The organism is Bacteroidota bacterium (assembly GCA_016713765.1).
Classification (GTDB): Bacteria; Bacteroidota; Bacteroidia; order AKYH767-A; family 2013-40CM-41-45; genus Pollutiaquabacter; species Pollutiaquabacter aromativorans.
Genome location: JADJON010000005.1, coordinates 1 through 13206, shown reverse-complemented (window position 1 = coordinate 13206; position 13206 = coordinate 1). Strand labels below are relative to the sequence as shown.

Here is a 13206-nt window from a genome sequence, read left to right as displayed (position 1 = left end):
AGTTTTATTTTTAGCACACGGATGACACGGATTGTACGGATGCTCACGGTTTTTTTTCTGTTGAACCTGGCCGCGACAGCCCAGACAAGTTCGTTCAGGTCCGGATTCGCAGTATTGGAATTGTTTACATCCGAGAGCGATGCCAACAGCCCGGCAGGAGATGCGGTCTTTCAGGGAAGTGATCCGTGAGGCGCGAAAGGCGAAACAACCGGTCATCGGCCTTGCTTTTCACGTCGATTACTGGAACAAGGGAAGTTGGAAGGATCCCTTCAGCCGCAACGCCTTTACTTTCCGGCAGGAGAATTATTCTCGGGCATTCCCGCAGAAGGAATTGTACACCCCGCAGTTGATTGTCAATGGCCGTGCGCAGATGACAGCCTCGTCACGCGATTCCGTCAAAGCCGCCATCAAGAAAGCGCTGATCAGTTCCGGCGATCCCGGATTTCGACTGCAAGTGGATTCCGTATTGCGGGATACGCTATTCCTCACGGCTATTACGCCGAAGCCCGGAGTGAATTGGGTGGTACGGGTCGCAGTTACGGAAGACGGACTGAAAAGCGAAGTAAAAGCCGGTCCTAACAATGGAAAGATCCTGGAACACGATGCCGTGGTCAGGCTCTGGTATTCCACCGGTGCGAAGTCGAAATCACTTGCGGTGAAGGTGCCTTTGAAAGGACTGAAGCTGAACGATCGGATGCGCCTGGTAGGATTGCTGCAGGAGAAGAAAACGATGAAAATTCTGGGGGCGAGCGAGTCGGGATTCGACTGACCAATCGATGCGTTGAAGTCAAAAAAAAATTGCTGAACAGCCGGCGGACACCCCCTCTGCAAATAAGGTCCGTTACGTCTGAACAGCAATTTTATCTTTTGAGTTGGAATCACTCCCTGCAGGCGGCAAAACCGACAGGGAGTTTTTCCTATTTACACCGCTATAATGTCTGTTTGAATGCTTGTGCTAAATACCAATCCAATTCTGTAAGTAATCTGAATAGCTCGGCGAATTTGGATTTTTTCTGACTCAGTGCAAGACTTTCGGTGAATTCACAAAAAACTGCGGCGAGCTTTTATGAAATCTTTTTCATGTTTAGAGGGTGAATACGCGCGACACGTTGAAGCCAAGTCGGATTCCCGCGTCGTTCCATTGGGTATCCGTATAGGGCAGGAATTGATTTTCAACGAGGCCGAATGAATTGGTCAGGTGAACCTGGAATACGTGTCCGCCGGTTTCGATCTCGTATCCTACACCGAAGCTGTCGTAGTAGGTGGTGTTCGAGTAGGTGTTGGCGCGATACGCGTATTCAGCCGTGATCGCCGAGCGCTTGCTGAACTTCAAGCGGAAGAGTGCTGATGCTCCGTAGGAGTCGTTCTGCTCGCTGATGCTGGTGACCATGTTGTAATGGTTGTACCAGGGAGCGATCTGAAAGCTGAAGCTCGGCGAGAACTTCCGTGCGATCAGGATCTGGTAGTTGAAGGACCAGCGGCTGGTTTCCTTCTCGTACAATTCAAAGCCGTTGATGACGGGGCTCTTGATGCCTGCACGATAAGCGCCTGCAAAAAGCGTAACCGATAAGGGCATGCTGTTGTTGGTCGTCTGACGGAGAAGGCGGAACTTCAGAAATCCGTCGACCATCTTCTGAAACGAGCTGCGACCGATGCCGAACATGAACCGTCCGTCGGGACTGTATTCGAGCCCGAGACGGATGTTCGCCGTCTGGTCGATCCCGAACGCTTCTTCGAAACCGCTGTTGATCGCGCCAAAGCGGTGGGAAATACGAAAGTCGAGTGTGCGGGGGCCTGTCGTTTCGGTCGTATGGAAGTTGATAAGTCGGGTACCTTTGAAGGTGGCGATGGAAAAATCTTTTTCATTGCCGGTATCCAGTGCGCTAAGCATGTCCTGAGCGTGAAGACTGCCGGCGCCTGCAACGGTCAGAAAGCCGAAGAGAAGTAGTCGGAATTTCATAGGTGTGAGGATGGTTAGTTGTTGATTTGTCCCTGATCGATCCACTTCTGGATCTTGTCGATGCTGCAGTCGTCAATCTTACCGCCGCCTTTCGGCATCCACTTGCTTTGAGCGACCGTTTGCCGGATGCGACCCATGAAGGTGGTGATACCATCATCGGCGATGGTTTCCACGGTACCGGCATAATCCGCCAGGCTTCCGTTGCCGCCAAGGTTGATCGAATTCGCCGCGTCATGGCAGCCGTTATCATCCGTTCCGCAACTGGCATTCATGATGGGTTGAATATTGGTCGCATAGGATACGGTGTCGGGAATGACACAGGTCGTCCCACCGGGTATCGTGGGATGGATCTCCTCAAAGTTGTCGTAATAGCAGGCCGTTAGTCCGGAAACGATCAATAACGCCGCCGGGATGGTCTTTTTCATAGGTGGTGAAGTTAGTTGTTTTTCGCGCCTTGTTGAATCCACACATAGATGGTCGTGATCTCCTCGTCCAACAAGGGATCGCGACCATCCGGGGGCATGCGATCGGCGCCCCGGCCGGTGATGGATTGATAGAGTTTGCTGTTCCGTGCATCCCCGGCAGTTACGTGCTGCATGACCGCCTCATAGGTCGTCAACGGAAACTCGCCGCCGTTTGCCGCGTGGCAGCCGGACATGTTGCAATTCGAAGACAGCAGTACCTGTACCTGGGTCTGAAAACTGACCTCAGGAGTCGCGGGAACTTCCGGATCGGTCCGGCAAGCGCTGCTGGTAATCAGGAGACCAAAGGCAGCAAGAAGCAATTTGTTTTGCATAGGGGGTTTGGTAGGAGGACGATCTTACGAAAAAGCCCCGGCGATTCCGGGGCTTTCATTCATTGTAGTATTACTTTTTCAAGCTGGCGTGTTCCAGCCTGTTGAAGTTCGAGGAAATACAAACCGCGCGGCAGGACATCCAGTTGATCGAGGGTGATCACCTGCGATCCCGTTTCTAGCGGTTGTAAGCTACGGACCTCGCGGCCCTCTGAATTGATCAGGCGTACACTGGTCGTGCCATTTACTCGGACCGAAATCTGGTTGGAAGCCGGATTGGGGAAGCAAACACTGGCCGGGGTATCGGTCTTACCGATTCCAGTTGTGCTGGCCGGGTTGATCACCTGTACGCCATCATAGACATAATCGCCAATGGTTTCATCACCGTCGGCGTTGGAAGCAACGCCGGAAAAGTAGAATGTAACGGGACCGATGTCGGTAGCCGGAGCTGTCCACGCGAAATTGAAATCCTTGCTGTTTGGCGTTGCGCCGCCATCGAGCTGATGCACCACATTGCGTCGGGTAACGGAGCCGACCAGTTTCGATTTGATCTGCGTGGACGCTGCATCCGTAATCGTGAGTGTACCGGCATTGGCATTGGATGCATCCAGCGCTTCGAGGCCCAGTCCGAACAACGGGCTGCCGCTTCGGGCGACCGTCAGCGTCATGTTATAGGTCTGACCCGGGACATATTCCCAGTTGTTCATGTTGGCGCTGCTAAGAACTACAGAGCCGCCACCGGTATTGATGGTGTAGGCATCGTGGCAATCGTCGCACAACAGCTCGTTGGGAGAGCCCGTGTAACCGGCTTTTCCGTTGTCGCTGGCGGTTTCAGCTGTAAAGACGATGAATGCCGCAATGGGCAATACCATCAGTAAAAAATACTTTTTCATGAAATGCGCAGGTTGGATTTGGTTTCCCGAATGGTTCGCAGCAGAGGGGTAGCCTTTTTCCAAGCGTAAACTTAAGCAGTCAATTCTGAATGGACTCTGAAAATGGGAGCGAACAAGCGATAATCCATGATTTATCCCGTTTCCCTTCATACTTTTGACAAAAAGCAAGTAGACTGATAATAAATAAGCAGCACATGAAAGTATTGATCGTCGAGGATGAACAGGAGTTGTTGAATTCAATGTTGGTTTACCTGCGGGATATCGGTATGGAATGCCGGCAGGCCCAAAATCTCCAGGACGCGATTCGTGAGATCGAGAGCGCATCCTTCGACTGCATCGTGCTGGATATCGGCCTGCCCGATGGAAGCGGTCTACGAGTCATCGAGGAGATGCAGAAAAAGGAACACCAGACCAGTATCCTAATCGTTTCCGCACGGAATTCACTGGACGACCGGCTGACCGGCCTCAACATCGGGGCGGACGATTACATCACCAAACCGTTCCATATGCCGGAACTGGGTGCCCGTATCAAATCGGTGTTCCGTCGTCGTTCCTCGCAGGGGCGTCGGGAATTAGTCTTCCATGAACTCAAAGTCGTGCCGGACGAGATGATGATGTATGTGAACGACAAGATGATCAGCCTCACGAAAAAAGAGCATGAATTACTCATGTACCTGGTCAGCAACCCGAACAAGGTGTTGAGCAAGGAAGCCATCGCGGAGCACTTGTGGGGGGATCATGCCGACATGGCCGACTCCTTCGATTTCATCTACAGCCACATCAAGAACCTGCGCAAGAAAATCATCGATAGCGGCGGACGCGATTATATCAAGTCGGTCTACGGTGTCGGTTACAAATTCACCGGAGAATGAGGCTGCTCAACATCACCAACCGGTATTACCTGGTTACCTCGGTGGTGTTGCTCCTGGTCAGCTCCGCGTTCCTCTCGTACCGTGTGTTTTACGTGGTCGACAAGGAGATCGCCGAGCACATGCTCATCAAGAAATCGCGCATTGAAGAGCAGATCGCCTCGCAACCGTTTCTGCAGGACCGGCCGTTCCAGTTCGGCGACCTGGTCGAGGTCACGCCGATCGAGCGCTTTACGTCCTTTCGCGTTTACCTGAAGGATACCGCCCTGTACGACGCCTATGAAGAGGACCTGGTCCCGTTCCGGGTGCTCTCGTATGAACAGCAGATCAACAAGAAGGCGTACCGGATCCGCATCTGGGACAGGGGCACGCAGAACAAAGAACTGTGGCGCGGCATGGTGTACACCATCCTGCTGGTCGGCATCGACATCGTCGCGTTGTTTTACTTCCTCAACCGTTTTTTCTCGACACGTATCTGGCGACCTCTTTACCAGGCCATCGCTATGCTGCAACGATTCGACGTGCAGCGCAACAGTAAACTGCGATTCCTGTTTTCCAATGTCGACGAGTTCAATACGCTGAACAACGAGCTCATCCGCCTCACCGACAAGGTGACCCGCGACTACCGCAACCTGCGGGAGTTCACAGAGAACATGTCGCACGAAACGCAGACACCGCTCGCGATCATTCGCTCCAAGCTGGAGATCATCATGCAGTCCGATAACCTCACGCCGGAGCAGATGAACCAGGTCCGCAGCGCGCTCGATTCGGTGAATCGCCTGTCGAAGATGAACCGCGGACTCATCCTGCTCACGCGTATCGAGAACGAGCAATATGCGGAGGAGCAACACGTGCCGCTCGGCAAGTTGATCCGGAAGCAACTGGGCGACCTCGATATGTTCATCGAATCAAGGGAACTGAAAGTGCGCGACGAGATCGACGAACGGGTATTCCTGCTGATGAATCCCTACCTGGCCGACATCCTGATCACCAATCTGCTCTCGAACGCCATCAAGTACAACAAAGAAGGAGGAGAGCTGCTCGTCCGCCTTACCGCCTCGGAACTGGTGGTCGGCAACAGCGGCGATCCATTGCCGATCCCGGGTAGTCAGATCTTCGAACGCTTCAAAAAGGGCAACCAGGCCGATTCCGTCGGACTGGGCCTGGCCATCGTAAAACGCATCTGCGACCATTCCGAATTGGAAGTTCATTACGATTACCTCGACGACCGGCACCTGTTCATCCTCCGCTTCTCGGCCGAGCGAGTCTTCCAATCCGACAGGGCGTGAAAAGGAGGGACGAGCGACGAGGGCGAGGGACGGAATGAAGGAACGAGTTGCGGGACCGAGGAACGAGGGTGGAAGAGCGTGGGGTCACCGCCCTCTGCCCACCGCCCTCTGCCCACCGCCCACTGCCCACCGCCCACCGCCTACCGCCAACTGCCTACTGATTTCTGCCTACTGCCCATCGTGTCCCTTTAGTTTGTACCGGTATCCACAGTCTTAGAAAAGTACCAATCTCAGGACTTGTAACTTCAGGACAAGTTAACCACATCAACAGGGGAACCTTACTCGTGTCCAAGGCTTTGAAGCCTATACAGAGATTCAGCCCCCTGCTGATGTGACTGAGAAAACTCAGATAGAAATTTAGGCTTTGAAGCCTTCTATTAAGGGTTTGAGTCCTCTCAGTCTGTGGTTAATGAAACTTCAACACTAAGTTACATGAAAAACCAGTACACACATTATCTGGGAGTGGACGTGTCCAAGAAGACGTTGGACCTGGCCCTGGTCACCCAGGGAGACCTCAGTACGATGGAGCATTGTCAGGTGGACAATACGCTCCGGGGAATCCGCAAGCTGACAGGCTGGCTCAAGGGCAAAGGCGTGGCCCCATCGGAACTGTTGGTCTGCATGGAGTACACGGGCATTTACAATCGTCCGCTGGTAAATCACCTGCTCAAGGAAGCAATCGCCCTTTGGTTGGAGCTTCCCATCTCGATCAAGCGGTCGCTGGGTCTTCAACGCGGCAAGAGTGACAAGCTGGATGCTATGCGCATTGCTGAGTACGCAGTACGGTTCCATGACAAGGCCCGGCTTTGGCAGCCTTCCTCACAGAGCCTGTTGCGCCTGAAGGACCTGCTGGCACTGCGTCAGCGTTTGATCAAGTGTATTCAAATGCTGAAGGTTCCGATCCGCGAGTTGAAGGCCATTGGGGAAAAGTCTTCGGCCGCTGCACTTGAACGACACTGCAAAGAGCCCCTGCGTAAGCTGGAGCAAGAGCAAAAGAGGCTTGAAGAGAACCTGCGGGAACTCATCGGGCAGGATCGTAGTCTGAACAGTAATTACGAACTGCTGCAAACAGTTCCCGGCATTGGGCCTGTGGCGGCGATTGAACTCATTGCCAGTACGAATAACTTCCTGCATTACGATAATCCCAAGCAACTGGCCTGCTATGCCGGGTGCGCCCCCTTCCCTAATAGTTCCGGTACAAGTCTTCATGGCCGAAGCCGAGTGAGCAAAATGGCGAACATGCGACTCAAGGCCGTACTTACCCTTGGAGTATGGTCGCAGATAAAACGCAAAGCCGGCACAATCAGCTCATACTACCAACGCAAGATCCAGCAGGGCAAAGCTCCGTATCAGGCAATCAATGCAGCACGAAACAAGATCCTGCACCTGGCCTTAGCCGTGGTGAGAACCCAGCAACCTTACGACCCCAACTACCAAAACCGTTGCGCAGCGTAATCTTGGAAAAACACAAGTCTGGTACTTGACTTTGTCCATAGAAATCCCTGTGGTTTCAAGCCCCGCGAAATGAGGGACGAGTTGCGAGACCGAGAAACGAGGGTGGAAGAGCGTGGGGTCACCGCCCTCTGCCCACCGCCTACCGCCTACTGCCTACCGCCCACTGCCTACTGAAAAATAGCCAGAATACCGCCCTTTAGGCTGACTTTAGTACTGGACTGCCGTCCGCCTTTTGGCTACCTTTGCAACCGGATGTCTGACGTTCTCCAGCACGAGTGCGGGATTGCCTTGATCCGCCTGCTCAAGCCGTTTTCCTACTACGTTAAGAAATACGGGACCCCGCTTTATGCGATGAACAAGCTGTACCTCCTCATGGAGAAGCAGCACAATCGGGGACAGGATGGCGCGGGCGTCGCCAACATCAAGTTCGATGTGGAGCCCGGCACGCGCTACATCAGCCGCTACCGTTCCGTAGAGAAACAACCCCTGCCCGATATCTTCGGCCGCATCGGCGCGAAGTTCGAGGAAGTACGGGCCAACCATCCCGATCGCTTACTGGATGCCGACTGGCTCAGGAAAAACGTAGCCTTCACCGGCGAGCTCTGGCTGGGACATCTCCGCTACGGTACTTATGGCGGCAATTCGATAGAAGCCTGTCATCCGTTCCTCCGCCAGAACAACTGGATGACGCGCAACCTCGTCGTCGCAGGGAATTTCAACATGACCAACGTCGACGAACTGTTCGACCACCTGGTGGAACTCGGACAGCATCCGAAGGAGAAAGCCGATACGGTAACGGTCATGGAGAACATCGGTCACTTCCTCGACGAAGAGAACGAAGAACTCTACCGTAGGTTCCGCGAGCTCGGTAACAGTAAAGAAGAAAGTTCCCCACTCATCGCCGAACACATGGACATCGCCCGCATCCTGCGGCGTTCGTCCAAGTACTGGGACGGCGGTTATGTCATGGCCGGTTTGCTCGGGCACGGCGACGCGTTCGTCCTGCGCGATCCTGCGGGAATTCGCCCGGCCTATTACTACCGCGACGAGGAAGTGCTGGTCGTCGCCTCGGAGCGTCCGCCCATCCAGGCAGCCTTCAACGCTTCACTGGAACAGATCCAGGAGATCCGTCCCGGCCATGCGCTGATCATCAAGAAGAACGGAAAGATCAGCGAAGAGGTTGTCAAGGAGCCCGTGCAGCGATTGAGTTGTTCCTTCGAACGCATCTATTTCTCCCGCGGCAGCGATGCCGATATCTACAAAGAGCGGAAAGAACTCGGCCGACTGTTGTGTACCTCCATTCTCCAGTCGATTAACAACGATGTCCGCAACACCGTCTTTTCATTCATCCCGAACACGGCGGAGGTCGCCTTCTATGGGATGATCAACGGGATCGAAGACTACCTGAAAGAAGTCAAGAAGCGGAAGATCCGCCAACTGGGAGCAGCGCCCACCGACGAACAGCTCAACGAGATCCTCTCCATTCGACCGCGCGCGGAGAAGGTCGCCCTGAAAGACGCGAAGCTGCGGACCTTCATCACCAACGATACGGACCGTGGCGATATGGTGGCGCACGTGTACGACATCACGCACGGCAGCGTGCGGCGCGGTGTCGACAACCTGGTTGTGATCGACGACTCGATCGTGCGCGGAACCACGCTGAAGAATTCCATCATCCGCATGCTCGACCGGCTGGGTCCGAAGAAGATCGTGATCGTCAGTTCGGCGCCACAGATCCGGTACCCCGACTGTTACGGCATCGACATGGCGCGCATCGGCGACCTGGTCGCTTTCCGTGCCGCCATCGCCCTGCTGGAAGAACATGACCTCGAGCACATCGTCGACGAGACCTACCAGCGCTGCAAGGAGCAACTGGAATTAGGCGTGAACGAGATGAAGAACTTCGTGCGCATGATCTATCAGCCCTTCACCGCCGAGCAAATCAGTAAAAAGATCGCCGAGATCGTCAGGCCCGAAGGTTGCCAGGCGGAGTTGGAGATCATTTTCCAAAAGATCGAAGACCTGCACAGCGCCTGTCCGAACCATCGCGGCGACTGGTATTTCACCGGTAACTACCCGACACCGGGTGGCAACCGCGTGGTGAGCAAGGCGTTCATCAATTGTGGAGGGTTAATGCGCGAGCTTACTGAAAAAGGGTTTTCAGTTTCGTGTTTCCGGTTTCGCGTTTCCAGTTGATTGAATAAAGTCATTAGGATCTTCGCACGCGTCAAGGATCGATCTCTTGTCAATTGTTCCAACATGATGATACGGGTTCATTTACAAATCGTCCTTGTTATTCTATGTTTCTCTTCCACGCAGGCCCAAAACCTAATCGTCAACGGCGACCTGGAAATCATGAATTGTCCGGTTGGATTATCCTGTCTGGATTCGGCCAGTGGCTGGAGTAATCCGGCCATCTTTCCCGGACCGGGCGGCTCACCCGATCTTTTCAACGCGTGTGCCGGTTCTTCGAACTTTGTAAATGTTCCGGACAATTTTGCAGGCTTCCAGCTTGCGCGAAGTGGCGTTGGCTATGGCGGCGTCTTCGTCTACTACCCGGACTTCCCCAACTACCGGGAGTTTGCCCAGGTGGAACTGACCAGCCCGCTGTCAGCCGGCGACTGCTACGAGGTCGAGTTCTTCGTCAGCCCGGGCGACCTGATGGCGTTCGCTGCGGCCGACATCGGCCTGGCGCTTTCATCGACGCGCATTTCCGGTGTTACGAATAATCTTCCATTACCCTGACGCCAGTGCTCACGAATACTGCCGGTGTCATCAACGACACCTCGGGCTGGACACGCGTTCATGGAACCATCACCGCCGGCGGAGAGAAGCCTTCGCGATCATCGGAACTTCGGAGTACGATGCGCAGATCGACACCTCGGTCCTCGACCCGAACTCCACCATGAACGGCGCTTACTTTTTTATCGAGGATGTCAGCATCCGCCCCTGCCCGGTCGGTTTGAATGAGCTGAGTGAGAATTTCCCGCGGATCGGCCCCAACCCGTTCGAAGATGTCGTGTCTTTCGTCAGGTGCAGCCAACCGGTTTATTGGGAGTTGTTCGATGCATTCGGCCGTATCGTCGAGGCGAGCGACGATCGAGAAAGACCAGAAGCTCGATTTAAGCGGACTCCCGGCCGGGAGCTATTGGTACCGTTGTACGGAAGAGCGCGGCGCTTTCACAACCGGAAAACTGATCCGGCAATAAGGTCGCGTTCAGCAAGGGTCTTTCAATTAATTGGATGAACTGAGTTTCCAGACGTTGGACTTTCGAATTCGATCTCCTACACCACCCAAAAGCCAGCCTGCCATAGCTTTTACGAAGACCGGAAACTCCGAAACTCGAAACCCGGAACTCGAAACATTTTTTCACCCGACGATCTTCTTTGCCACCAGGTACTCCGCGATCTGCACGGCGTTCGTGGCGGCGCCTTTGCGGAGGTTGTCGGAAACGATCCAGAGGTTGAGCGGGTTCGGTTGCGACTCGTCGCGGCGGATACGCCCGACGAACACTTCGTCTTTGCCCCTCTGCCTCGATCGGCATCGGGTAGCGTGCGTTCGCCGGATCATCGACGACCACCACGCCGGGCATCGCAGCGATCTGGGCACGCACGGCGTCAAGCGAAAAATCTTTCTTCAGTTCGACGTTGACCGATTCACTGTGTCCGCCTTTCACCGGAACACGCACGGTGGTGGAGGTGATGCGGATCCCGGGCGAGCGCAGGATCTTGCGCGTCTCGTTCACCATTTTCATTTCTTCCTTGGTGTACCCGTTGTCGAGGAAACTGTCGATCTGTGGAATGAGGTTCCAGGTCGATGGTGTGCTTGTACGCCATGTCGCCGCTCACACCTTTGCGCTCGTTCATCAACTGGTCCACGGCTTTCTTTCTGGTGCCGGAAACGGACTGATACGTGGAGACAATGATGCGCTCGATGCCGTAGTGTTGTTCGAGCGGCTGCAGGGCCATCACCATCTGGATGGTGGAGCACTTCGGATTGGCGATGATGCGGTCCTCGTCGTGAGCACGTCCCCGTTGATCTCGGGCACGACGAGCTTCTTGTCAGGGTCCATCCGCCAGGCGGAGGAGGTGTCGATGACCGTGATACCCGCCTCGGCGAACCTGGGCGCCCACTCGGCGAGGTCGTTCCCGCGGCCGAGAACAAAGCCAGGACCGGCTTTTCCGCGATGGCGTCGGTCATGGAGCGTACCGTAAAGGATTTTCCTTTCACTGAATCGTCTTGCCAACGGATTTCTCCGACGCGACCGGTACCAGCTCGGTAACGGGGGAAGTTCCGTTGTTGTTCGAGGACTTTTCAACTGGTCTGACCGACAAGGCCGGTTGCGCCGACGACAGCTACTTCATTAGGGGGGAGTTCTAAGGTTCTGATTCGAATGAATGCGGGTTATTGTTTTACACCGCGTGTATGCGGTTGTGATCCGACCCGTGCAGTGCGTATTTCGCAGGGCCAAATTAAACAGCCGTACCGGATGCGAAGCCTCTGTTCTGCATTTTCTACTTTTCTATCCACAGCCCACGCACAGTGGCAGAGATGATTTTCGGATGGGGAGTTCCTCGACCGGCCGGCCTGGAGGCAAGATGCCGCGGACTTTACGTAAACAGCGACGGACGGTTGCAGTTGGATGCGGCAGGGCGGTACCAATCATTTGTCCATGGCAGTCCCACTCCCTTCGCTGGACCGAATGGAATGGCGATTTAGGATCCGCCTCAGCTTTTCTCCTTCCTCAGCCAATTATTCCCGGTTCTATCTCGTCTCGGACGCAGGACCTGGAAGGTTTCAGTTACGGCTATTATTTACAGTTCGAGAAGCCCTTGCCAACGATGCCGTGGAGCTCTTTCGTCAGGAATGGCACGACCAGCGTGTCGATTGTCCGGGGCCCGACGGCATGGTTGCCAACGCCTTCTTTTCGGCGATCGCGTAACGCGCGACGAAACGGGTGTCTGGAGTATCTTCCTGGACACTGCCGGAGGAACCGGCTACCTGTTCGCGGCTGTCGCGTGCGGAATCCTTGTACACATCGTCACGCATATTCCGGCTGGAGTGCGTCTGTACCGGTGGTAACCGCGACGGGTTTTGAACTGGATGATGTGGACAGCATCCCTTCGTTGCAGGTGGTGATTCCGTCGCCCGCGCTGCGTGCAGCTCGCAACGGAGTCGGACCGCAGCCTGCGTTTATTGTTCGATGAAACCGATCGGCGCCGCGAAATTCCGCAGCGAACACGACCACTACCGGCTCGGACCTGGAGCGATCCTGCTGCTCACGGCACAGCGCGCGATGCGTTTCGACACGAAAGCCATCCTGTATGGAATTCGCGAATGCTTTCTTTGTACGCCGACGTATTCGCTACCGTATCGGGCTTATGCGGATGCGGCGGGTAATACGGCGTTCGCGACACGACGCTAAATCCTGCGTTTATGCGCGCCGGTTCCAGTGCTGCAGTATGACGCCGTTTCGAACGAGATCTGGTTTCGAGCCGACAGCCTCCGCCGCTTGCCCTATGCCGAGTATGTGGAGTTGTACAACCGGGCCGACTCATGCATTGTCGCTGCAGGACTGGGGGCTGCTCGGATTGAAGTGCAACGGCCATCTTTCCGGAAATTACCAGCAGCCGCAGGTTTCACCTGCTTGTAAACCACGAGGATGGTATCGGCTTGCTGTCCGCATTCGGACCAGCCGTCGGACCGCAAGATTTTCCGGGGCTGGAACACCGATGTCGGGATCGTCAATTCCTGCGCCGACCGTGACGGGATTAGGGTTGTAGTCGATGCGGTCGTACCCGGGGCAACGGATACCTACTGGCTGATGGTTCCTGCGAATACGGCGGTTGGAGCCTGGGAACGATCGATTCTGGATTTTCTCGCGAGAACGCAATAACCTTCTGAGAGCCCGTTATGACCTTTCGTGGAGGTACGCTGCGTGAGGCG

14 protein-coding genes and 2 pseudogenes are annotated in these 13206 nt (G+C 54.9%); 10 read left to right on the top strand and 6 right to left on the bottom strand.

The window, feature by feature from the left end; all coding sequences use genetic code 11:
- The first annotated feature begins 21 nt into the window (after positions 1–21).
- Complete coding sequence (locus IPJ96_16135; GenBank protein MBK7911833.1) at positions 22–189, top strand: hypothetical protein; 168 nt, start codon at positions 22–24, stop codon at positions 187–189.
- Entirely contained in the window at positions 140–769 is a 630-nt protein-coding gene (locus IPJ96_16130) for a DUF1223 domain-containing protein (GenBank protein MBK7911832.1), read from the top strand. The genes IPJ96_16135 and IPJ96_16130 overlap by 50 nt, the downstream gene beginning before the upstream one ends.
- 315 nt (positions 770–1084) lie before the next feature.
- Here IPJ96_16130 and IPJ96_16125 read toward each other — a convergent pair whose 3' ends face one another.
- From IPJ96_16125 to IPJ96_16110, 4 genes are read right to left on the bottom strand one after another with little or no spacing between them, the layout of a single operon-like run.
- Complete coding sequence (locus IPJ96_16125; GenBank protein ID MBK7911831.1) at positions 1085–1960, bottom strand: hypothetical protein; 876 nt, start codon at positions 1958–1960, stop codon at positions 1085–1087.
- Positions 1961–1974: 14 nt separating this feature from the next.
- Positions 1975–2385: a hypothetical protein gene (locus IPJ96_16120; GenBank protein ID MBK7911830.1), complete on the bottom strand. Its 411-nt coding sequence runs from the start codon at positions 2383–2385 to the stop codon at positions 1975–1977.
- A gap of 11 nt (positions 2386–2396) precedes the next feature.
- Positions 2397–2756 (bottom strand): hypothetical protein, encoded by a 360-nt coding sequence (locus IPJ96_16115; GenBank protein MBK7911829.1) that lies wholly within the window; start codon positions 2754–2756, stop codon positions 2397–2399.
- A 59-nt stretch (positions 2757–2815) separates the two neighbouring features.
- Positions 2816–3646 (bottom strand): T9SS type A sorting domain-containing protein, encoded by an 831-nt coding sequence (locus IPJ96_16110; GenBank protein MBK7911828.1) that lies wholly within the window; start codon positions 3644–3646, stop codon positions 2816–2818.
- 194 nt (positions 3647–3840) lie between these two features.
- Here IPJ96_16110 and IPJ96_16105 point away from each other — a divergent pair, with 194 nt between their 5' ends.
- The 6 genes and pseudogenes from IPJ96_16105 (at position 3841) to IPJ96_16080 (ending at position 10506) form a co-directional block, all read left to right on the top strand.
- Positions 3841–4518 carry a response regulator transcription factor gene (locus IPJ96_16105; protein ID MBK7911827.1) on the top strand — a complete coding sequence of 226 codons (678 nt, stop codon included), beginning with the start codon at positions 3841–3843 and terminating at the stop codon, positions 4516–4518.
- Positions 4515–5804, top strand: coding sequence for a HAMP domain-containing histidine kinase (locus IPJ96_16100; protein ID MBK7911826.1), 1290 nt, complete (start codon positions 4515–4517; stop codon positions 5802–5804). Before IPJ96_16105 ends, IPJ96_16100 begins: the two co-directional genes overlap by 4 nt.
- Positions 5805–6236: 432 nt before the next feature.
- Positions 6237–7259, top strand: coding sequence for an IS110 family transposase (locus IPJ96_16095; GenBank protein MBK7911825.1), 1023 nt, complete (start codon positions 6237–6239; stop codon positions 7257–7259).
- A 252-nt stretch (positions 7260–7511) separates the two neighbouring features.
- Positions 7512–9380 (top strand): annotated as a pseudogene (locus IPJ96_16090) (amidophosphoribosyltransferase).
- Between the two features lie 138 nt (positions 9381–9518).
- The gene (locus tag IPJ96_16085) at positions 9519–10004 is read left to right on the top strand and encodes a hypothetical protein (protein MBK7911824.1); all 486 of its coding nucleotides are present in this window, start codon (positions 9519–9521) and stop codon (positions 10002–10004) included.
- Entirely contained in the window at positions 9976–10506 is a 531-nt protein-coding gene (locus tag IPJ96_16080) for a hypothetical protein (GenBank protein ID MBK7911823.1), read from the top strand. The genes IPJ96_16085 and IPJ96_16080 overlap by 29 nt, the downstream gene beginning before the upstream one ends.
- 123 nt (positions 10507–10629) lie before the next feature.
- Here IPJ96_16080 and IPJ96_16075 read toward each other — a convergent pair.
- Positions 10630–11649 (bottom strand): annotated as a pseudogene (locus IPJ96_16075) (aspartate-semialdehyde dehydrogenase).
- 471 nt (positions 11650–12120) lie between these two features.
- Positions 12121–12309, bottom strand: coding sequence for a hypothetical protein (locus IPJ96_16070; protein ID MBK7911822.1), 189 nt, complete (start codon positions 12307–12309; stop codon positions 12121–12123).
- A gap of 154 nt (positions 12310–12463) precedes the next feature.
- Here IPJ96_16070 and IPJ96_16065 point away from each other — a divergent pair, with 154 nt between their 5' ends.
- Positions 12464–12685, top strand: coding sequence for a hypothetical protein (locus tag IPJ96_16065; GenBank protein ID MBK7911821.1), 222 nt, complete (start codon positions 12464–12466; stop codon positions 12683–12685).
- Between the two features lie 237 nt (positions 12686–12922).
- Entirely contained in the window at positions 12923–13156 is a 234-nt protein-coding gene (locus IPJ96_16060) for a hypothetical protein (protein ID MBK7911820.1), read from the top strand.
- Positions 13157–13206: the final 50 nt, after the last annotated feature.